Genomic DNA, 21,447 nt, shown 5'->3' on the forward strand with positions numbered 1-21,447 from the left:
CAGAAACCGCCATGACTGCCAAATGCAAATGTCCGCCAACATTTGCATTTTTTTTGTTCTAAAAGATACTTTGAGATTAGGTACACCAATAACTCTTCATCAATTTACATCAAAAAAGGCTTCGCAAAATGCGAAGCCTTTTTTGTAATTTATTGTCATCAATAAACCTCTTAGTGTTTAAAGTGACGAATACCAGTCATCACCATTGCCACACCGTTGGCATCGCAATAAGCCACTGAATCTTTATCTTTAATTGAGCCTCCAGGTTGTGTAACGGCTGTAATTCCTGCCTTATGTGCAATTTCTACGCAGTCAGGGAATGGGAAAAACGCATCAGAAGCCATCACTGCACCGTTTAAATCAAAACCAAATTCTCCTGCTTTTTCGATAGCTTGTTTCAAAGCATCAACACGAGAAGTTTGTCCAACGCCACTTGCTAACAATTGACCTTCTTTGGCTAAAATAATGGTATTTGATTTGGTATGTTTACAGATTTTCAAAGCAAATTCTAATGCTTTCAATTCTGATGCTGTCGGAGCTTTTTCTGTTACTGTTCTGAAATCAGCTACTTTTTCAGTTGACAAATCTTTATCTTGTTCCAAAACACCATTCAACAAAGTTTTGAACATCATTTTAGAAACTTGAACAGGCTTGCGTTTTAATAAAATACGATTTTTCTTCGATTTTAATACTTCTAAAGCTTCTTCGGTAAAATCTGGAGCAATTAAAATCTCGAAGAATAATGAATTCATTTCTTCTGCTGAGGCTTTATCAACTGTTCCGTTGGTTGCCAATACACCACCAAATGCCGAAATAGTATCGCAAGCGAAAGCGTTTTTGTAGGCTTCGTGTACTGTTGGAGCAGTTGCAACGCCACAAGCATTAGTATGTTTGATGATTACGAAAGAAGTTTCTTCAAATTCATCCAACAATGTAATACACGCATCTACGTCCACTAAGTTGTTGTACGATAATTCTTTTCCGTGCAATTTATCAAAAAGAGAATCTAAATTTCCGTAAAAAGTAGCTGCTTGGTGTGGATTTTCGCCATAACGAAGTCCATTTTGTGGCAACGATTTGAAATCGTAAATATCCGTATTGTTTCCGTTGAAATACGCATGAATAGCCGTGTCATAATGTGACGACGTTCCAAATGCCAACATCGCAAAACGCTTACGGTCTGAAAGGTCAGTTCCGCAATTTTTTTGTTCTAAAATAGAAAGCACTTCTGCGTATTGAGTACGTGAAGAAACGATAAGAACGTCATTGAAGTTTTTGGCAGCCCCACGAATCAATGAAATACCACCAATATCAATTTTTTCAATAATATCGTCTTCCGATGCACCACTTGCCACTGTTTCTTCAAATGGATATAAATCAACAATTACTAAATCAATTGAAGGAATTTCATATTGGGCTGCTGTATCTACATCTCCTTGATTATCACGACGGTACAAAATACCTCCGAATACTTTTGGGTGAAGTGTTTTTACACGTCCACCAAAAATTGACGGATAACTTGTAAGGTCTTCTACCGCTGTTACGGGAATTCCTAATTCTTCGATGAAAGTTTGAGTACCACCCGTTGAATAAAGCTGTACGCCATTCTTGTGAAGTAGTTCGACAATCGGAGCAAGTCCGTCTTTGTAATAAACCGAAATGAGAGCAGATTGAATTTTTTTGGATTCCATTTTTTTTTGTTTAGGTGTTAGGGATTAGAATTTAGAATTTAGCATAATACTACCCTCTAATCGCTAACACCTAACACCTATTAATAAATAAGGTGCAAAATTAATGATTTTCAGTTAGATTTATGGCAATTATGCTTTGACAAAATAAACACAAGATTAAACAATGGCTCTTAGCTTAGTTAGATTAAGTTTTTACTTGAAAAAGTATTATCTTTGCTGACATTTTTCGAGAAACAAACATATTATCAATATTTTAACAAATTACAAATGAAAAAATTATCCCTAATCGTGTGCAGCGGTTTGTTGGCAATCGGTATGTTGTCATGCGACAAGGCTGAAAACAAAGGAACTGCTACTGCTTCAAGTACAACCACTAAAAGTAATGTAGACAAGAAAACTGTTTATGTAAATACTGATTCTCTATTAGCTAATTATCAATTTTACAAAGACGCTCAAAAAGAATTTGAAAACAAAGGTTACCGTTTACAAGTGGATTTGGGACAACGTGAGAGAGGACTTCAAGGAGAATTGCAAGCAATTCAACAAAGAGCTCAAACAATGACTCAAGCAGAATTGCAAGGTGCTGACATGATGTTGAAGAAAAAAGGTGCTGAATTGCAACAATACAGCCAACAACGTCAGCAAGCTTTAGCAACTGAACAAGCTAAAAAAATGCAAGAATTGTATGCTAACATTCGTGAATATATCAAAAAACACAATGCTGAAAACAATTTTGAGTTTGTATTAGGTTACACAACTGCGGGTGGTGGAATTTTATACGCTGACGAGTCGGCTGACAGAACAAATGAGATTGTTGATGGCTTAAATAAGGAATACGCAGAAACAAAGAAATCTGCTCCAGCAGCTCCAGCTAAAAAATAACGGAATTATCTACTATTTGTCGCAAGACAAAATTAGCCCACGGATAGAACAGATAAAACAGATTTACACTGATTTTTCTTTAAATTTATCCGTGTAAATCCGTTGAATCAGTACAATCTGTGGGCTAATTTTATTCTGCGACAAATTGTAGATAGTTCCGTAAAATAATTAGATTTTAATATCAAAAAGCCATTCCAAATGATTTGGAATGGCTTTTTTGCTTTATGAAAATCGAAGTTTTACTTCCATAAAATCCTCATTTTGTTGAAGTAAAACTTCGACTTATCTAATCCCTCCGTACCTTTGCATCATGGATTATTTTAAAAATTTACTTGATTTACTGAAAATTGAACGGAATGAAGACCGTGAACAATATAAGAGATTAACGGAATCATCATCGGTTGCAGAACGCCGTGCCAATGGTTTGAGTTGGTTTCCTGTGGCAATTAGAGGTTCAGAAATGAGTCGAGGAGATTATTTAACAATTGAGCTGGAACGTACCACTCACCAAGATATTTCGCACCAATTCAGAACGGGAATGCCAGCGATTTTCTTTACCAATCATGACCCACAAAAAGATAGAATTGAAGGGACAATTGCTCATCAAAATGGCAACAAATTAAAAATTACCATCAAAGACGACGAACTGCCCGAATGGAGCAGAGACGGAAAATTGGGCGTTGATTTACTTTTTGATGATAATAGCTACGACGAAATGAACGATGCTCTCAAAAAAGCATCGGATTTGAGTGAGAAAAGTGCATTAATCCAGATTTTGACGGGAGCAAAAAGTCCAACGTTTAGACAAGATAACGTAGGTAGAGTTCAAAATCCTGCCGACGATGAAAAACAGTTGCCGTTGTCTGTGTCCCCACAGACGACTGTGCAGAAATTGTCTGTGGAGACACAGACAATGGCAGCCGAAGCCTTGCAAAAACTTAATACTTCGCAGAAAAATGCAGTCGATAAAATCCTTTATGCCAATGAATTAGCCATCGTTCACGGCCCTCCCGGAACTGGAAAAACCACCACTTTGGTACAAGCAATTAAGGCATTGATAAAACAGGAAAATCAGAAGATTTTAGTAGTTGCACCGAGTAATACTGCGGTTGATTTATTGAGCGAAAAACTATCAGAAGAAGGGTTAAATGTACTTCGAGTTGGAAATCCTGCACGAGTTTCTGAACGTTTACAAAGATTGACATTGGAGTCAAAAATGGCTGACCATGATTATCTGAAAGAAACCAAAAGACTCAGAAAACAGGCTCAGGAATTCAAAAATATGGCTCATAAATACAAACGTAGTTTTGGGAAATCTGAAAGAGACCAACGCAAAGCTTTGTTTGATGAAGCCCACCGAATTATGAAAGAAGTTGACAATACCGAACAATATATTATCGACGATTTATTGACTAAAACACAAGTTGTTACGGCAACGCTCGTTGGAGCAAATCATTACACAGTGCGTAATTTGACTTATCAAACCATTGTAATTGATGAAGCGGGACAAGCACTTGAACCAGCTTGTTGGATTCCGATTTTGAAAGCTCAAAAAGTCATTTTAGCAGGCGACCATTGCCAATTATCACCCACGATAAAATCTAATGAAGCCGCAAAAAGTGGGTTAAGTAAAACGCTTTTGGAAAAATGTATTGAACTGCATCCAGAAGCCGTGACTTTGCTCGAAGAACAATATCGGATGAATGAAAATATCATGGGATATTCTTCGTCAGTTTTTTATGATGATAAGCTAAAAGCTCATAATTCAGTAGCAAAAAGTTTACTTTTTACAAATGATACTCCCCTCCTATTTATTGACACGGCAGGTTGTGGTTTTGAAGAAAAATTGGAAGGAACAAGTAGTACCAATCCCGATGAAGCAGCGTTTACATTTAAACACATCAGTTTGTTTATCAATGAGTTAAGTAAAAATTTGATTGACAGTAATAACGCTGGCGGGGCTTTGAATCCAGCCAGCGTTCAAAAAGATTTCCCAAGTATTGCCGTAATTTCACCCTATAAGCAACAAATCAATCTGCTAAAAACGCAATTTGAACACAGTCCAGATTTGCAGAAATACAAAGAAAATATCAGCGTAAATACCATTGATAGTTTTCAAGGACAAGAGCGTGATGTTGTGTACATCAGCCTGACGAGAAGCAACGACAAAGGCGAAATTGGTTTCCTTTCCGACATTCGCAGAATGAACGTAGCGATGACTCGTGCCAGAAAAAAATTAGTCGTTATTGGCGATAGTGCCACTTTGGGACAACATCCATTTTATGCCAATTTCATTGAATATGCCGAGAAAAAAGGCGGGTATGTAAGTGCTTGGGAGTTTTTGGAATAGAATTAAAGAATTTTACAAATAACAAAGACTCCCAAATATTGGAAGTCTTTGTTTAAAATGAATAATATCTACACTAAACCTGATTTGATTTTTACGATAATCTCTTCTATTTTTTGAACAGGTAAATTTAAAATATTTGACAGTAATTCACTATTAATGCCATTATTATAACCTCGCTTAATCGCATCTATTTCTTTCATCTCTGTACCTTGAGTAATTCCTTGAGTAATTCCTTGGTTAATTCCTCGACTGATTAATTGTTCTGCTGTTGTCATAACTGTCTGATGTAAATTTGATGAAACCCTTGTAAAAATAGTAAAAAGTTCTGTGATTGTCAATTCATCTGTATTCTGAATATATAAAACAACAGAAGTAACAAACTGACTACTCCCTTGATTATCAACGAGTTTTAGTAACTCTACCAAATTATCTTCTATCTTTTTTACATACTTCTTGTAACGACTATACTTAAATAAAAGTGCTGAAATTGCTAAAAATTTGTTTTTAAAATTACTGATTCTTTTATCTGAAATATCATTTAGATTAACAAGATGATATTCAAATTCAGGAATATATTTTATCAAATTTTCATCAATATTATTAAAATATGAAGCCATTGATTGATAATTCCACTTCTCTCTTCCATGATATAATATTATTGGAATTACAGGAATAGGTTTCTCCTTATTTTGCTTCAATCCACTTTTCCAAACATTTAGCATATATTGATTTAGCTGCCAATGAGGATAATCTTCTTTGTAACTTTTATGTTCATAGAGTAAAGCAATACGAATTTTACTTTTTTCACCATACTCGCAAGTATAGAGAATATCGGCAAAATGTTCTTCTAATTCTTCATCTACAAATGAGTTGTTATCCATTTGTAAAGTAGAAAGATTCATTTGTCGAACAAGGTTTTGCTCTAAAAGTTCTTCCAAGAAATTAATAGCAATATCAATTCTCGAAAATGTTTCTTTAAAGAATTTATCGTGTACGTTTTGTATTTTCATGTATGATGTAGTTATTTTTTATATTTTCTTTCTAAATCTTACTTCATCTGCTCCGCTAAAATCGCAATTCCCTCTTCAAAACTCACTGGATTATAACCCAAAACAGAAATGGCTTTGTCTAAAATAAAACCCGTGCGGGGCGGACGTTTGGCGGGTTGCGTAAAATTACTGGAATCAACTTGCGAGATTAAGGATTTATCTAATTGGAAAAAATCAGCCGTTTTAATTGCCATTTCGTAAGGACTAAGAAAGTCTTTCCCCGAAATATGGAATATGCCATCTGCTTTTTGTTTGACAATTAACCAACAACCCATCGCTAAATCTTCTGCTAAAGTTGGTGTTCGAAGTTGGTCGGTTACAACTTTAATTGGTTTCTGTGCTTCTAAGGAGTTTTTGACCCATAAAATAATATTCGAGCGACTCATATCTTCTACAATTCCATAAACTAAAACCGTTCTAACAATCGCCCAAGAGCATTTTGAACGTTTTACTACTTCTTCAGCTGCATATTTACTCCAACCATAAAAACTTATAGGACTTGGTTTATCGTCTTCCGAATATGGGCCTGCTTCTCCATCAAAAACAAAATCTGTGGAAAGATGACAAAGGAAAACATTATGCTTTTCACAGGCTTCCGTTAAATATTCCAATGCTTTTACATTCATTGCCCAACACAAATCCTTCTCACCTTCGCATTGGTCAACATTGGTCATGGCGGCGGTGTGAATAATGGTATCTGGACGATTTTTGGCAATCACTTCTGTTACTTGTTCAGCATTGGTAATATCCATTTCTTGATATTCGTAGCCATCTTTAAAAGCTAAACGATTTCCTCCACGAGAAGTAGCAACTAACTGAATATCAGCTTTTTGAGCAAGCAAATGGACTAATTTTTGACCCAATAATCCGTTTGAGCCTGTGATGAGTATTTTCATTTTTTACAAATATTTAAAGTAACACAGACTTTAGTCTGTAAGAAATTGAAAAATATACAGACTGAAGTCTGCGTTACTTCAAAACTCCCAACCGTACAATTTTGTAATCTTCTTTTTACGCATTTTTTTGCACTTTATTTTCATGGCAATATCCTTTAATGGGCGATTTTGCCTGTTTCTTGGCTGTTTTGCAACGGAATCAATTACCCACAAATTATCTAAAACTTGTCCAAAAACAGTATAATTTCCATCAAGATGAGGCGTACCTCCAATGGTTTTATAAACCTGCTTTTGTTTGTCTGTAAAAATATGTTGGGGATTTCGAGCCATTTGCTCTTTCAAGGTTTCATTATTCAAAATTTTTCCTTGAACGATGTAATATTGACAACCCGAAGAAGATTTTTGAGGATTATTATCTCTGGCAGCGGCTAATGCTCCTTTCTTGTGGAATAAATCTGGAAGAATTTCTGCATCAACTTTATAGCCGACATCTCCATTTCCAAGCATTCCTCCCTTTTTTGCATTTTTTGAGTCAGGGTCGCCACCTTGAATCATAAATCCATCAATGATTCGGTGAAAAAGTAAATCATTGTAGAATTTATCATTAACTAATTTCAAGAAATTTGCTTTGTGTTTGGGGGTTTTATCGTACAAAATAGCGTGCATTTCGCCCCACGGAGTTGTGATAGTTATGAGATAATCTCTTTTGGATTGGGCTTTGAGTTGTTGAGAAATGGTAATGATTATAATAAAAAAGAGTATTTTTTTCATTGTATATAAAAATGCCATTGCGAATAAAAGACAGCAGGCTGTTTCTTGATGGAAATACAAAATATTTTCCTGCAAATTAACAGATTGTTATACCTTTATTTACAATGGCATGTAATTTTATTCGTGGTTCTATTTACTTCGTCAATTTCACCACCTTTTTAATTCTGTCCGATTTATCGGTTTTGGCTTGTAAAAATAATAAATCATTCAACTTTCCTTGTCGCCAAGTTTCAATCATATCGGCATAATGTGGACTTCCTGGATTTCCTGATTGTCCACCTGGAATTACTCCATAGCCTTTTACAGCATTATTTTTGCCCAATTGAATCACCATTCTCCAAGATGGCCCCGTGCGTTCTGTGGTTGCGTTCACAATTCCTACTCCTCCTCCAATATTTACATCTACGCTACTGAGGGCTTTTAAAGCTCCGTCACGGTCGAGCAAGTGGCGAATACTGGTTGATTTCTGCTTTGCCCAAGCCCATTCTTCTCCCATTGGTGCTTTTCTCCAAATGGTTAAACTATCTATTGAAGCTGATAAAGTGGCACTTACTAATTCGTCTAAAGTTTCAACTTTATTTTTTGTGGTAACATCATCAAACCATTTAGATTTCGGGTCTTTTCTGATTAACTCAATCGTTCTGTCTAATGATGGATATTTCATTGGAATATTTTCATCGTAAGCAAAATCGTCTTTCCAAATTGCACCATACAATAGTTTCGACCATGTTTCAAAAATGGTTGGGGCAATTTCGGCAGGGTCATTTTTCTTATTCCAAGTCTTCAAAATTTTAATGGCTTCGACTTGTTTCGCCGTTGGCGTTTTTACTAACGAAATCAAATTATCCAAAACACCTTGGGCTTTTAAGTTGTAATTATCATTTTGCAAGGTTCTCAAACTATCTACTGTTGCCTTTTCCATGACGGTCAAACGCTGATTAATTCGTCTGCCACGTTCAGAAGGAGCAAATTCCCAATTGATATAATACGGATAATTAGGGTCGGTAGAAGATTGATTTGCCGAACTCACAAAACCACGAACGGGATTTTTTACATGTGGATTGTGTGCATGAGGAATAAATCCTTGCCAATCTGCATTTTTATCTGTTCCGTCCAAAGTGTATTTTCCTTGCTCGTGGGCTTTCAAAGGGAATTTCCCGTTTACCCAAATAGCAATATCATTTTGATTACTCGCAAATACAAAATTCTGAGCAGGAGCCGCATAAAAACTCAACGCTTTCACATAATCATCATAATTTTTAGCCCGATTTAATTGATAAAATGTTGTCAATTCTTGTGATTTATCATGGGCAATCCAGCGTAAAGCGTGTCCCGTTGGGATATTTTCCTTGAACGGTTTTTGATTATCCAAATACACAATTGGCCCATGATGCGTAAACAAAACGGTATCTTGAATGTCTTTTCCGCCTTTAACTTTGAAGGTTTCAAAACGCTTCGTAATCTTTTTCCATTGTCCGTCGTGCCAATATTCATTCATTTTAGCATCTTTAAATTTCACTTCGTACCAGTCAACTACATCAGCTCCAACATTGGTAACGCCCCAAGCAATATCACGATTGAAACCACTAATTATATTTGGTGTTCCTGGCATGGTTGCTCCGTAAACATTCACATCAGGTCCAACTAATTGAGCTTGATACCAAATTGACGGCAAACTCAACGTCAAGTGTGGGTCATTCGCTAAAATTGGCAAACCCGTTGCTGATTTTGAACCTGCAATTGCCCAGTTATTTGAACCAATTCCTTTATCTCTCTCTTCCTGTGCTTTTACGCTTCCTCTTCCCATAAAATCTGCGGGAGCTTTTGGCAATGGAAGTGGCGTAAAATCACGTGGCGTACCCGTTGGAATGATTGGACTTTCTTCAAATGGATAATTTGGAAAAAGATTTTCAGCAATATCTTTTCCGTATTTTCTCAAAATATTGGTCATCCGTAAATCGTCCGTTCCAGAAGCTAAAACGAAGGACATATTTTTCAAAAATAAAGCACTTTTAATGGGCGACCAAGCCTCTGGTGCATAACCCAATAATTTATATTCTACGGGAAAATCACGTGGTTTTAACTGGGAAATATAAGCATTTACACCGTCGGAATAGGCTTCCAGAGAAACCTTAGATTTTGGGTCTTCCATCATGCCTAAAAGTGATTTTTCTGCTCCATAAACCGACCCCATTCTTCGATTATAACGGTCTGATTCCAAGGCTTTTTCACCTACAATTTCCGTCAAACGTCCTGCTGCGTAATGCGTTTGAAATTCCATTTGCCAAAGTCGGTCTTGGGCGGTTACGTAACCTTGGGCTAAATATAAATCGTGGTCATTATTAGCAAAAATATGTGGGATTCCGAGTTCGTCGTATTGTACACTTACTTCGTCTAATAAACCTGGAATTTGTAAAGTGCTTTCAGAATTTGTCTGAGAAAGTGGCGTTTCTCCATTAACCCAAAAACCCGTAAATGGACTTAAAAATGAGCCAAAAGCAGGGATTGAACCCCAATTTCGATTAAGAGCATAGCAAAGAAAAATAGTAACAGCAAGCGATAGTAGGGCTTTTACGAATTTCATGGTTCGATATTTAGTTTGGAAATGATAGTACCAAATTAGGAATTTTTTTGATTATTTTGAGACTTTATGAGCAATAACCGCAAAATGAACAGTGAATCAATGTTTTATATTGGAAGTAACTGATTCAAATGTGGATATTTGATAAAATTTGAAGTAGGGATGAATTGTTCTAAAATTTAGTTACTCCCAGTCTCAACGCTGACAGGGTTTTGAACCCTGTCAGCGTTAAACGACGGATAATTCCCTAATTTGCATCCTTTCTGAACCTTTGGTGTCTTTGAAAAAAGACGCAATGATATGACTGAAACCAGCGAACATACAATTACTTTCAATGAAATTTGGCTAAAATTTAGCCATCCTGTGAAAGATTATATTCGAAAACAAACCCAAAATGCAGATATTACGGACGACCTTTTGCAAGACGTTTTCATTAAAATACACCAAAATTTGCATCTACTTCGTGAAGAGGAACGAGTGGCGGGTTGGGTTTTTCAAATTGCGAGAAATACCGTTTTGAATTACTTTCGCTCGAAAAAACGCCAATTGGAAGATAATGAATTGACGGATATTGAAAAGGAAGATGAACCTTTTAAGGAAAATAATTTTAATGAAATGGTTGGCATTTGGTTAAAAGAATTCAAAAAAGACCTCGACCCAAAGTATCAAGAAGCACTACAATTAGTTGACATTGAAGGAATTAGCCAAGTGGAATTAGCCCATCGCTTAGGCATTTCAGTTTCGGGAGCAAAATCTCGTGTGCAACGTGGACGTGAACAGTTGAAGCAAAAACTGATTGATTGTTGTCCCGTAAAGACCGATCAATACGGAAATATTTTAGAAATTCAGACTAAAACTGGCGAGTGTCTTTGCTAATTCAAAAGTCTTTGGTAAGAATTTTTTAAGATTTTTGCGGTTTTTTCTGACAACACTTTATACTGTTGAGCTTTTGCCAACGATGGAGAATTTTCTAATTTACGAATCATGAATTTCAAAGGAGTTTCATGAGACACAAACACTAAGGAAATCTGCCAATTTTCAGGTTTGGGTTCAACTAAATAGCTCACAATAGACTGCCCAAGCCATTGTTCTTCTTTCAATAAATTCAAGTCCATGTTTTCCCCTTGAGATTCTTCCTGAAAATGGTAATTAAAACTATGTAATTCCATACTATTATTTTGCGTTGATGATTTTTATTATTTCAAGATAATCTTTAAATATAACAGGAAATTCAAAAGATTTATTAGTAAGTAAAGATTTATTTTTTCAATTCTTGCGTCTATTTCCAAAAACTGTGTCTTTAGGATATAAACAAATCGAATATAAAATCATGAAACTTTCAGAAATCAAAAATATCTTAACATCTGTTCAAGATGTTCGTTTTCAATTACAGAATGGAATGTCCGTCCCAGAGCATTTTCATGTGACAGAAGTGGGCGTAATTACTAAAAACTTCGTTGATTGTGGCGGTACGGTTCGTCATGAAAAAGTAGCTAATTTTCAACTTTGGAATGCCAATGATTTCGACCATCGTTTGAAACCTGCAAAATTATTGAATATTATCGCTCTCTCAGAAAAGGTTTTGGGCATGGAAGATTCTGAAATTGAGGTGGAATATCAAGCAGATACAATTGGAAAATACGATTTAGATTTTGACGGAACAAATTTCATTTTGGTGTCAAAACAGACAAATTGTTTAGCTTCTGATAAATGTGGGATTCCAGAAGAGAAAATTAAAGTAAATTTGGCTGATTTACAGCCTGCAACGGCTTCAGCGTGTTGTACACCTGGCGGTGGTTGTTGCTAAAATGTAAATCGAAGCTTCTGCTTCGAAAGTAGATAAAGATAAAGCAAATGCCTAAGCGGAAGCTTCGGGTTACAGAAAAATGAAAAAAATCTTAGTATTATGCACAGGAAATTCGTGCAGAAGTCAAATTGCCGATGGCTATTTAAAATATTTTGCGGGCGACAAAGCCGAAGTTTATTCAGCAGGAGTTGAAACGCATGGGGTCAACCCTAAAGCAATCGCCACGATGGCGGAGGATGGCATTGATATTTCAAAAAATACCTCAAACAACGTTTTAGAATACGAAAATATTGATTTTGATTATGTCATTACCGTTTGTGATAATGCTCGTGAACGTTGCCCATTTTTCCCAACGAAGGCTGAAAAATTCCATTATAATTTTCCTGACCCTGCCAAATTTGTGGGAACAGAAGAAGAAACTAAAGCAGAATTTGCTCGTGTCCGTGAGATGATTAAAACGTATTGTAAGGATTTTGTAGAAAAGATTTAATGGTAATCGGTTTAGAAAAATTGTAAAATCCCCCCTCTACTTGATTTGGGGTAACTTCCCGAAAGTTTTAAACTTTCGGGAAGTTAATCGGTAAAACTAAACGACATTGAATTTGAACCATGCCTGCGTTTTTGTAAACTAATAAAAAGGCGAATGCTATTCGCCTCTACTTCAATTAACTAATTCTCGCCCAGTTGCTTTCGTTGGCTCTTAAATTGTCAACTTGCTCTTTAATCATCTCATTTTTAGGCAAGTCCAGATTATTATCTTCTTCCAAAATTTCGGTGGCACATTCACGAGCAACTCTTAGTATTTCACCATCTTTTGCCAAATCTGCGATAAGCAAATCAATGACTCCACTTTGTTGCGTTCCCGATAAATCTCCTGGCCCACGCAATTGTAAATCGACATCGGCAATTTCAAAACCATCAGTTGTACGCACCATCGTGTCAATTCTGGTACGAGTGTCTTTTGAGAGTTTAACGTCAGTCATCAAAATACAATAACTTTGGTCAGCTCCACGCCCAACTCGTCCACGTAATTGGTGCAATTGTGAAAGCCCAAATCGTTCGGCACTTTCAATCACCATTACAGAAGCGTTCGGCACATTTACACCTACTTCAATTACGGTAGTTGCCACCATAATTTGGGTTTCTTTATTGATGAAACGTTGCATTTCAAAATCCTTATCGGCAGGTTTCATTTTACCGTGAACAATACTGATAAAATTGTCAGGAAAAGCTCTTGAAAGGCTTTCAAAACCATCTTCGAGGTATTTATAATCTAATTTTTCGGATTCTTCAATGAGTGGGTAAACCACATAAATTTGTCTTCCTTTAGCAATTTCGTCTCGCATAAAGCCAAAAACATTCAAGCGGTGAGAATCATAACGGTGAACAGTTTTAATGGGTTTTCTACCTTTGGGCAATTCATTGATAACAGACACGTCCAAATCTCCGTAGAGTGTCATTGCCAAAGTTCTTGGAATTGGCGTGGCAGTCATCACCAAAATATGCGGGTGAATGTGTTTATTTTTCTCCCATAATTTTGCTCTTTGGGCAACGCCAAAACGGTGCTGTTCATCAATTACACAAAGTCCAAGATTTTGAAATTGAACATTATCTTCCAACAATGCGTGCGTACCAACGATAATTTTCAAAGCCCCACTTCGCAGTCCTTCGTGAATAACTTCTCGTTGTTTTTTCTTAACCGAACCTGTCAATTTTTGAATGGTAACGCCCAATAAATCCGCAAAAATTTTCAAGCCGTCATAATGTTGTTGAGCCAAAATTTCGGTTGGAGCCATGATACAAGCTTGAGCCTTGTTATCAATTGCCAAAAGCATACAAATAAATGCCACAATGGTTTTTCCAGAACCTACATCTCCTTGCAATAATCGGTTCATTTGTTTGCCACATTTCATGTCTTCAAAAATCTCTCGGATTACCTTTTTTTGGGCATTGGTCAATTCAAAAGGCAAATGTTTTTTGTAGAAATCCGTCACTAAAACGGCACTTTTGAAAACCTGTCCGCTATAATCTATTCTGCGAAGCAATTTCTGTTTTATCAGTCGCAATTGATTATAAAACAGTTCCTCAAATTTTAGTCTGCGTTTGGCTTGATGCAACCATGCTTCTGATTGGGGCAAATGAATATTATAAACGGCATCTCGTTTGGCAACTAATCTAAATTTTTGGGTCAAACTTTCGGGCAAGGTTTCCCGTATGTGCGTGTAGGCTTGGTCGAGCAGGTTGCGTTGCATATTGGCAATCACCTTCGAGTCCACATAACGCTTGCGAAGTTTATCTGTTAAGCCGTAAACTGGTTGAAAATATCCGCCTTTTTCATTATCTGGATTGAGCAATTCCATTTCTGGATGTTGCATTTGTGGGCGACCTTGAAAGAAAGCAGGTTTGCCATAAATAACGTATTCAGCACCTGCCCGAAGGTTTTTTTCTAAGAAACTAACTCCCTGAAACCATGTCAATTCCATTGTGCCAGAACCATCCGAAAACTGCCCTGCGAGACGGGCTTTATGCCCCTCTCCTATTTTTTCAACGAAACGCAAACGACCTTTAATTTGGGCAGAATCCATGCCCTCGTATAAATCTGAAATTTGGTGGAATTTTGTACGGTCTTCATACCGAAAAGGATAATATTGGATAAGGTCGCCGTAGGTGAAAATTTGTAATTCGGTATTTAATAACAAAGCCCTCGATGTACCAACTCCTTTGAGATATTCTATTCGGGTATCGAAAAAATGAGTTTGCATAAGATGGTGAACGGTTTTCGGTCAACGATGAAGGATTTAACTTAGAATTTAAGCAGTAATTTTTGGTGGTTAATCCACTCAAATGGATATGTGATTATGAGGTTGTTCAATGCTTCATCGTTAAAACAATTTTGTGAAAATACATCTTTTTGATTAAATTAGTATTCAACACGCTGCACTTATCGTTTGATTTTCAATATTATCGACCAAATATCTTACCACAAATTCTTCTCACAATACAATAAATAGTGCTAACTCCCTGTTAATCAGTAATAATACACCTGCAAGATAAACTCCACTTTTCATATCATAAAATAGCATTCAATAATTTGTAATTACACTTTGTCGTGAATTAGCCAATTAAAATTTGAAAGTTTATGTGTAAAGGTTTACGTAGTATCTTTTTCGTTTTTCTATTGACGCTCACGAATATCTCTGTTCGTGCTAATCATATTTTAGGGGGAAATTTTGAATTGAATAATACTGGAACTAACGGTAGTTATGAGTTAAAATTGAACCTGTTTTTTGATAAAGCGGTCAGAAGTGCTACCGCTGCCGACAATAATATTAAAGTGGCTATTTATCAGAAAAGCAATAATAGATTGATGAAGTCTATTATCTTGACCACCTTTCAGTTAGCGGGTTCTCCCTTTGTGTATTCCAATGAAAACTGTGCTGCCAGTCAAGGTTTGAAAATTACCGTTATTAGTTTTTCTCAAGATATTTTTCTTGACCCAACTTTATACACCGACCCAAACGGATATTATGTTATTTGGGATAGGTGTTGTAGAAATGCAGCGGATAATATTAATAATTCTTCGGGTTCGGGAATGTTGTTTTATCTTGAATTTCCTCCTTTACAAACAAATGCAGGTGCCGATTTCATTAATTCTTCCCCAAAATTTTCTGTTCCAAATGGTGAATATATCTGTGCTGGACAACCTTTTACGTTCGATAATGGAGCGTCAGATATAGATGGCGACCAACTAAGATACTCATTAGTAACTCCTTACAGTGGCTTTAGTAGTTCAAGTAGCCCTGCTCCCGACCCAAGACCGTCGTCTAATTTCCCAACCATCAATTGGGGCAGTGGCTTTAGTGCCACGACTGCTATTCCGAGTAACCCCGCCATGAGTATTAACCCCAACACAGGTTCTATTACAGTAACCTCCAGTCAATTGGGCTTATATGTTTATTCTGTTTTGGTGGAAGAATTGAGAGGCGGTGTCGTTATTGGGCAAGTTCGTCGAGATTTTCAATTGAAAGTAATTAATTGTAATGCACCACCTGCCCAACCTATTGTTTATGATGAAAAAACGCCTTCGCCAGTTCAGCTGACTCAAATTGATGTTTGTGATAATGGATTTGCTGAATTAGCGACTAAGGACGACCTTAATTATCAGTACCAATGGCAAAAAGATAATATTAATATTGCCAATGCCGATAAATATAAACTGAAAGTAACTGAGGCAGGAGAATATACAGTTGTTATTAGTTATAAACAAGGTTGTAGCGGTTCTACAACTTCTGAAAAAACGGCTGTTTCTATTAAACCAGGTGAAAAATTTAAGATAAATCCTGATAATATTGAATTTTGTGAAACCGCTGCGGGCGTACCTCTACAAATTCAAAAAGATGATGGAAGTGCCTTTAATGCAGGCGATTATTTATATCTCTGGACAAGAGATATTACTGACGTTCTGGCAATTCAAAATGTCTTTATCCAAGCAACAAAAACAGGAAAATATGTAGCCAGAATGACTCAAATTTCAGGCGTATGCCAATATGAGTTAGAATCAACTGTGAAGGTAAATTCATTACCTGATGCCTTTATTACCAATCCATTAGGTAAAAAAATTGTGTGCGAAGGCGATACAATTCCCCTAAAAATCAGTGATGGGTCAAGCTATCAATATGATTGGCAAATTGATGACATTTCAGTTACGCTGAATACAATTAGCAGATATTCCGCCTTAAAATCAGGTACTTATAAAGTAATTGTTACTGATGGCAATAATTGTCAAAAGACTTCAGATACGCTCAAATTAACCTTCAATCCATTAACCCCTGTAACATTTGACACCATCTTTCCGACCTGTGGTTCAAACAGTAATCGAATCAATTTGATGCCATACGTTCAACCGTATGATGTTGCAAAAGGTATTTTTTCGGGCAGAGGAGTTTCTGGAACAATTTATAGTCCATTATTAGCAGGTTTTGGTCCATCGCCCATCGTTTATTCTTACACAAACGATTATGGTTGTACCACTAAAAAATCCAGAATTGCTTACGTAGATTTAACCCCTAAAGTTCGTTTGGGCAACGATATTATCATTTTTAAAGGTGATACCACCAGTATCAAAAGTTCCATTACAGGTGGTTTCAAAAACGATATTACCTTATACTGGACACCAAGTACAGGTTTAAATAGTAATACCATCAGTCGTCCTTTAGCATCACCCGATGCCACAACTCAATATATTTTACACGCAACGGCTTTATCAAGTGGTTGTACCAATGAAGATACCATTTTGATTACGGTAAAAACAAAAATATTAACTCCATCAGGATTTACGCCAAATGGCGATGGCTTGAATGAAACTTGGGTCTTGGATGGGATTGAAGATTATCCAAATGCAGAAGTACAGATTTTTAATCGTTGGGGAGGAGAAATTTTCACGACGAAAAACTATGCAAATAACCCATTCAATGGCAAAAAAGACAACTCTGATTTACCAATGGGAACATATTATTACGTGATAAAAACGGGCGATGAAATTCCTAATTTAACGGGATATATTACCATTGTACGAAGTGGGCAGTAGGTAATGTTTTACTTTCTGAAATGGAATTTTCTACCTTTTCCAAAGTATTAAAACTTCCGAAAAGATAGAAAATGAATTTGCATTTTATTGGTCTTTATTTGTTCCCAAGTTATCTCTTGTATTTTTTTGGACAGAAATCGCTCCAAAAAGTCCTAATAAAAACGCAAAAGCATAAAACCCTTTTTCACTTGGTAATAAAGTTGCATTCCAAAGCCCTATCGCCAATAAAATGATTGATAATATTGTCGCAAACCAACAAATATTATAGTACAAACTTGTAACAGGAACACCTTCAAGCCTATCTCGTACACTTTTCTGGAGAGAAATTACCGCAAAAAGTCCAAACATTAATACTGTAAAATAATACCCTTTTTCATTGAGAAGCATTTCAGACTGCCAAAGTCCCACCAGAAATCCAAAGATTCCCGTTCCTAAAGCAACCCATGAGGCAATTACAAATGCGTTTGATGTTTTTTGTTGCATTGTTTTTATCGTTTATAAGTTTTATACTTAGCTTTTTAATTCGTTTTTTTAGAGTGTACTTGATAAATAGCAAAACCGAGTGTAACAATTAGCCAAATACCTAATTTTCTGAAAGTTAAAGTAGAATCTATCCACTCTGATAAAAGATTATAATCAACAGACCAATGCTTGATAAATTTGTAGCCAACTTCTATAAAAAAGCTGATTACAAAAACCAAAAGAAACAATCGAACCATTCTAATAAGTACTGAGGGAATTTGTAGATTTTCCATAGGGTAAGTTTAATAATGAAAGGATTTTTTGCTTTAATAATAAAGCAAAAGTAATAATAAATCGGTACTATGTACTTATTAATACAAATTTGACCCTATTAACCGCAGACGGGTTTTTCAACTGCCTTCTGGGTTTAATTTTTAAATATTTTCAAGCAGAACCAAATCTAAACGTCCCCCCCCCCCCCCAACAACACAAAACCGCCACAAGCCTAAGCTCGTAGCGGTTTTACTATAAATAGCAGTACAGAATAATGATGTTATCTTATTTGATAATAAAATTACCTTGTCCTATTTTGAAACCTTCTGAATATAATTCTACCGTGTAGTTTCCTGCACGATACGCCGTACCACGTGCATAAAGCATTTCAACGTTTTGGTCGTTGTTGGTATAAGCAACCGTTCCTTTAGTTGTATAAGCCATTTCTTTTCCGTCGAAATTAAAAACGCTTGACCCCGTTGCACTATCACTGATTACAGCACCGTCTGCATCCATGATACGTACCATAATTTCTTTATTTTCCTTTTCAGTGATTGCGTTTGATGGTAATGTAAAAGCTAACTTCAATTGGTCAACTTTCTTCGCACGATATTTCCCTCCGTCTTTTACTTTTCCGTTTGCTTTCACAGCATACACTTGCAAGTTCTGAGCTTTCAATTGAGCCCCAGTTTTCACCTTTTTAGTCAATTCTTCATTCTTAGAAGAATAATCTGCAACGGTTTGAGTCAATTTTTCTTTCTCCCCTTTCAAGCCAGTATTCTCTTCAATGAAAACTTGTTTCTCTTGTACTAAAACTTCTTTTTCTTTCGATAAAGTAACTGTTTGAGCCGTTAAATTTTCATTTTCAGATTTCAATTGAGCAATTACTTGGTCTTTTTCAGTCAACAATGCTACATATTCCTGAATTTTGGCATCGTATTGTTTTGAGTTAAAGAACTTTGCATTTTTCAAGGCTTTTCTGTCTTTCTCTAATTGTTGTTTAGCTGCTACTAATTCGTCAACACGCCCGCCCAAAGATTGAATTTCAGCAATTTTAGCGTCCAATTGTGTCGAAACTGAATCTAAGCGAGATTTTGTATTCGCCAACTGTTCAACTTTTTGGCTAATCACTTGCTCTTGATTTGTATTTGTTTTTTTAGAATCATAAAGCAAATACCCTAAAAATCCGATAAACAACATTGCCACAGCCAAAGCCGCCTTCAAAATGCCATTTCCATTATTATTATTTTGTGTTGTTTCCATTTTGTTTGTTTTGGGTTTGAAAATTTACAGAAAATTGTAGGTAAGTATTCTTTTCAAATTTTTGCGTTTTTTTCTTTGACGTAAAATTAACGTTATAGATACATATTTCATATACTGCATATAATTATGAAATATAATAGAATATTGCAATAAAAATACAACCAATTGATTTACAAACACTTAACGCCAAATCAAGAAAAATACATCCCCTTATCATGTGATTATTATTCCCCAAAACACCTTAAATTTTAACCCTATTTTAATGTCATTTTTTCATTTTCAAATATTTTTAAGAGAAATATCTTTTAAGTCAAAACAATTTTATGCTACAAAGCTTTATCGTAATAAGCTACTACTACATTTTTAACCATTTATGAGCTATGTTTTGTCTTTCTTCCAATACCAATTGTGACTCTTTCCGTGAGCGTCATTCTGTAACGCCACTTTTAGCGGCTTATGAGTTTCTGGAAATTTCCAGAAATGATATAGCGGAATTTGAATTAATCGAAACTTTTGCTCAGAATAAACAATGGGCGTTTGATTTGACCAAAGTCAAACGCTTTTTACAAGACCGCAAAAATACAATTGTTGTAACCTGTGAAAAACAGAAAATTGCATGGGTAAGCAAAGGTTTTTCTCGAATGACGGGTTATGATTCAGAAGAAGCGTTGGGGCAATTCCCAAGATTTTTGCAAGGAGCTGAAACCTCTCCAGAAGCCAAAATAAATATTAGGAATAAAATAAGTTTGAAAGAAAAATATTCAGGAAAAATTGTCAATTATCGTAAAAATGGGGAAAAATATCTCTGTAAAGTCGATATTCTTCCCGTATTTGACCAACAAGATAATTTAGTAAACTTCATTGCTTTTGAACATGAAGTAGATAAATAATTCTGCTAAACGCCACCAATCATTACACTCGTCATAGAAAGTGACCCTGCTTGCAATTGGTCATTGAAGAAACTTAAATTATCCTTTTTATCCTGCAAAGCCAAGGTGTAAATGAGTGGATAATAGTGGTCAGGCGTTGGTACTGCCAATTTTACTGCTTCTCCCAATTTCTCATAATCAAACAACGCTTGATGATTACCATCGGAAATATACTTTTTGAATAATCCGTTGGCTTCCTTTGCCCAATCAAATCCAAAATTTGGTTCATTCATTTTGTCAAAAGCTACCATTCGGAGATTATGAACCATATTTCCACTACCCAAAATCAACACGCCTTTATCACGTAAGGCACTCAGTTGTTTTGCCAAATCATAGTGATACGAAGCAGGTTTGTAGTAGTCAATGCTCAATTGAAGCACTGGAATATTGGCATCTGGGTACATTTGTTTCAGAACGGACCAAGCTCCGTGGTCTAAACCCCAATCATGGTCAAGCCCAACATTTGTACTTTTAATAATATCTTTAATTTCTCCCGCCAATTGTGGATTTCCTTTGGCTGGATAAGTTGATTCAGATAAAGCTCTCGGAAAACCACCAAAATCATTAATTTTCTTGGGGGCTTCCATAGCCGTTACGTGTGTACCACGTGTGAGCCAGTGGGCAGAAACTACCAAAACGGCTTTCGGTGTGGGCAAGCGTTTCCCTAAATCTTCCCAAGTTTTTGTAAAGCCATTGGTTTCTATGGCGTTCATCGGAGAACCATGTCCGACAAAAAGAACAGGCATTCGTTGGGTCAAGGGTAAGTTGGCCGTAAACGAATTAAATTCAGCAATATTCATGGAATTAGCTGTAAGTGGTAACAGCGATAATGTTTTTAAAAAATCGGAACGTTTCATTTAGATATATCTTCGTAAAATCAGGAATACTTCCATCTTCAGAACTGAA

The 21,447-nt window shown here is 36.1% G+C and carries 18 protein-coding genes; 7 read left to right on the forward strand and 11 right to left on the reverse strand.

Features of this window, described 5'->3' with window-relative positions; all coding sequences use genetic code 11:
- Positions 1-170 precede the first annotated feature (170 nt).
- Positions 171-1,691 (reverse strand): bifunctional phosphoribosylaminoimidazolecarboxamide formyltransferase/IMP cyclohydrolase, encoded by a 1,521-nt coding sequence (gene purH / locus VB796_RS10320; RefSeq protein ID WP_323346456.1) that lies wholly within the window; start codon positions 1,689-1,691, stop codon positions 171-173.
- 267 nt (positions 1,692-1,958) lie between these two features.
- Here purH and VB796_RS10325 point away from each other — a divergent pair, with 267 nt between their 5' ends.
- Both VB796_RS10325 and VB796_RS10330 read left to right on the forward strand, forming a co-directional pair.
- Positions 1,959-2,573 (forward strand): OmpH family outer membrane protein, encoded by a 615-nt coding sequence (locus VB796_RS10325; RefSeq protein WP_323346457.1) that lies wholly within the window; start codon positions 1,959-1,961, stop codon positions 2,571-2,573.
- Between the two features lie 310 nt (positions 2,574-2,883).
- Positions 2,884-4,923, forward strand: a complete 2,040-nt coding sequence (locus VB796_RS10330) for an AAA domain-containing protein (protein WP_323346458.1) — start codon at positions 2,884-2,886, stop codon at positions 4,921-4,923.
- 68 nt (positions 4,924-4,991) lie between these two features.
- Here VB796_RS10330 and VB796_RS10335 read toward each other — a convergent pair whose 3' ends face one another.
- The 4 genes from VB796_RS10335 to VB796_RS10350 form a co-directional block, all read right to left on the reverse strand.
- A complete protein-coding gene (locus VB796_RS10335) occupies positions 4,992-5,933 on the reverse strand; it encodes an Rpn family recombination-promoting nuclease/putative transposase (protein WP_323346459.1) in 942 nt (313 codons plus the stop codon).
- A 38-nt stretch (positions 5,934-5,971) separates the two neighbouring features.
- The gene (locus VB796_RS10340; RefSeq protein WP_323346460.1) at positions 5,972-6,868 is read right to left on the reverse strand and encodes an NAD(P)-dependent oxidoreductase; all 897 of its coding nucleotides are present in this window, start codon (positions 6,866-6,868) and stop codon (positions 5,972-5,974) included.
- Positions 6,869-6,946: 78 nt separating this feature from the next.
- Positions 6,947-7,639 (reverse strand): peptidylprolyl isomerase, encoded by a 693-nt coding sequence (locus VB796_RS10345; RefSeq protein ID WP_323346461.1) that lies wholly within the window; start codon positions 7,637-7,639, stop codon positions 6,947-6,949.
- Positions 7,640-7,772: 133 nt separating this feature from the next.
- A complete protein-coding gene (locus VB796_RS10350) occupies positions 7,773-10,223 on the reverse strand; it encodes a penicillin acylase family protein (protein ID WP_323346462.1) in 2,451 nt (816 codons plus the stop codon).
- A 297-nt stretch (positions 10,224-10,520) separates the two neighbouring features.
- Between VB796_RS10350 and sigZ the strand changes: the two genes are divergently transcribed.
- Complete coding sequence (gene sigZ / locus VB796_RS10355; protein WP_323346463.1) at positions 10,521-11,096, forward strand: RNA polymerase sigma factor SigZ; 576 nt, start codon at positions 10,521-10,523, stop codon at positions 11,094-11,096.
- On the opposite strand, the gene VB796_RS10360 is transcribed toward sigZ, so the two are convergent.
- Positions 11,093-11,389: a hypothetical protein gene (locus VB796_RS10360; protein ID WP_323346464.1), complete on the reverse strand. Its 297-nt coding sequence runs from the start codon at positions 11,387-11,389 to the stop codon at positions 11,093-11,095. The genes sigZ and VB796_RS10360 overlap by 4 nt on opposite strands.
- Positions 11,390-11,550: 161 nt before the next feature.
- On the opposite strand from VB796_RS10360, the gene VB796_RS10365 reads away from it, so the two are divergent.
- Complete coding sequence (locus VB796_RS10365; protein WP_323346465.1) at positions 11,551-12,027, forward strand: DUF6428 family protein; 477 nt, start codon at positions 11,551-11,553, stop codon at positions 12,025-12,027.
- Between the two features lie 79 nt (positions 12,028-12,106).
- Positions 12,107-12,517 carry an arsenate reductase ArsC gene (locus VB796_RS10370; protein ID WP_323346466.1) on the forward strand — a complete coding sequence of 137 codons (411 nt, stop codon included), beginning with the start codon at positions 12,107-12,109 and terminating at the stop codon, positions 12,515-12,517.
- A gap of 175 nt (positions 12,518-12,692) precedes the next feature.
- Here the strand turns inward: VB796_RS10370 and recG are convergent, their stop codons facing one another.
- Positions 12,693-14,789, reverse strand: coding sequence for an ATP-dependent DNA helicase RecG (gene recG / locus VB796_RS10375; RefSeq protein WP_323346467.1), 2,097 nt, complete (start codon positions 14,787-14,789; stop codon positions 12,693-12,695).
- A gap of 377 nt (positions 14,790-15,166) precedes the next feature.
- Between recG and VB796_RS10380 the strand changes: the two genes are divergently transcribed.
- Positions 15,167-17,614, forward strand: a complete 2,448-nt coding sequence (locus VB796_RS10380) for a gliding motility-associated C-terminal domain-containing protein (protein ID WP_323346468.1) — start codon at positions 15,167-15,169, stop codon at positions 17,612-17,614.
- 84 nt (positions 17,615-17,698) lie between these two features.
- On the opposite strand, the gene yiaA is transcribed toward VB796_RS10380, so the two are convergent.
- From yiaA to VB796_RS10395, 3 genes are all read right to left on the reverse strand, one after another.
- Positions 17,699-18,097, reverse strand: a complete 399-nt coding sequence (gene yiaA / locus VB796_RS10385) for an inner membrane protein YiaA (protein WP_323346469.1) — start codon at positions 18,095-18,097, stop codon at positions 17,699-17,701.
- 35 nt (positions 18,098-18,132) lie between these two features.
- A complete protein-coding gene (locus VB796_RS10390; RefSeq protein WP_323346470.1) occupies positions 18,133-18,369 on the reverse strand; it encodes a hypothetical protein in 237 nt (78 codons plus the stop codon).
- A 265-nt stretch (positions 18,370-18,634) separates the two neighbouring features.
- A complete protein-coding gene (locus tag VB796_RS10395) occupies positions 18,635-19,612 on the reverse strand; it encodes a hypothetical protein (protein ID WP_323346471.1) in 978 nt (325 codons plus the stop codon).
- A gap of 380 nt (positions 19,613-19,992) precedes the next feature.
- Between VB796_RS10395 and VB796_RS10400 the strand changes: the two genes are divergently transcribed.
- The gene (locus VB796_RS10400; RefSeq protein ID WP_323346472.1) at positions 19,993-20,502 is read left to right on the forward strand and encodes a PAS domain-containing protein; all 510 of its coding nucleotides are present in this window, start codon (positions 19,993-19,995) and stop codon (positions 20,500-20,502) included.
- 5 nt (positions 20,503-20,507) lie between these two features.
- Here the strand turns inward: VB796_RS10400 and ygiD are convergent, their stop codons facing one another.
- On the reverse strand, positions 20,508-21,398 hold the full coding sequence (ygiD, locus tag VB796_RS10405) for a 4,5-DOPA dioxygenase extradiol (RefSeq protein WP_323346473.1): 891 nt from the start codon (positions 21,396-21,398) through the stop codon (positions 20,508-20,510).
- Positions 21,399-21,447 lie beyond the last annotated feature (49 nt).

It is taken from the genome of Arcicella sp. LKC2W (assembly GCF_034931005.1).
Classification (GTDB): Bacteria; Bacteroidota; Bacteroidia; order Cytophagales; family Spirosomataceae; genus Arcicella.

Coding starts and splice junctions, on each gene's coding strand:
- purH (WP_323346456.1), bottom strand. CDS start 1,691: ATGGAATCCAAAAAAATTCAATCTGCTCTCATTTCGGTTTATTACAAA.
- VB796_RS10325 (WP_323346457.1), top strand. CDS start 1,959: ATGAAAAAATTATCCCTAATCGTGTGCAGCGGTTTGTTGGCAATCGGT.
- VB796_RS10330 (WP_323346458.1), top strand. CDS start 2,884: ATGGATTATTTTAAAAATTTACTTGATTTACTGAAAATTGAACGGAAT.
- VB796_RS10335 (WP_323346459.1), bottom strand. CDS start 5,933: ATGAAAATACAAAACGTACACGATAAATTCTTTAAAGAAACATTTTCG.
- VB796_RS10340 (WP_323346460.1), bottom strand. CDS start 6,868: ATGAAAATACTCATCACAGGCTCAAACGGATTATTGGGTCAAAAATTA.
- VB796_RS10345 (WP_323346461.1), bottom strand. CDS start 7,639: ATGAAAAAAATACTCTTTTTTATTATAATCATTACCATTTCTCAACAA.
- VB796_RS10350 (WP_323346462.1), bottom strand. CDS start 10,223: ATGAAATTCGTAAAAGCCCTACTATCGCTTGCTGTTACTATTTTTCTT.
- sigZ (WP_323346463.1), top strand. CDS start 10,521: ATGACTGAAACCAGCGAACATACAATTACTTTCAATGAAATTTGGCTA.
- VB796_RS10360 (WP_323346464.1), bottom strand. CDS start 11,389: ATGGAATTACATAGTTTTAATTACCATTTTCAGGAAGAATCTCAAGGG.
- VB796_RS10365 (WP_323346465.1), top strand. CDS start 11,551: ATGAAACTTTCAGAAATCAAAAATATCTTAACATCTGTTCAAGATGTT.
- VB796_RS10370 (WP_323346466.1), top strand. CDS start 12,107: ATGAAAAAAATCTTAGTATTATGCACAGGAAATTCGTGCAGAAGTCAA.
- recG (WP_323346467.1), bottom strand. CDS start 14,789: ATGCAAACTCATTTTTTCGATACCCGAATAGAATATCTCAAAGGAGTT.
- VB796_RS10380 (WP_323346468.1), top strand. CDS start 15,167: ATGTGTAAAGGTTTACGTAGTATCTTTTTCGTTTTTCTATTGACGCTC.
- yiaA (WP_323346469.1), bottom strand. CDS start 18,097: ATGCAACAAAAAACATCAAACGCATTTGTAATTGCCTCATGGGTTGCT.
- VB796_RS10390 (WP_323346470.1), bottom strand. CDS start 18,369: ATGGAAAATCTACAAATTCCCTCAGTACTTATTAGAATGGTTCGATTG.
- VB796_RS10395 (WP_323346471.1), bottom strand. CDS start 19,612: ATGGAAACAACACAAAATAATAATAATGGAAATGGCATTTTGAAGGCG.
- VB796_RS10400 (WP_323346472.1), top strand. CDS start 19,993: ATGTTTTGTCTTTCTTCCAATACCAATTGTGACTCTTTCCGTGAGCGT.
- ygiD (WP_323346473.1), bottom strand. CDS start 21,398: ATGAAACGTTCCGATTTTTTAAAAACATTATCGCTGTTACCACTTACA.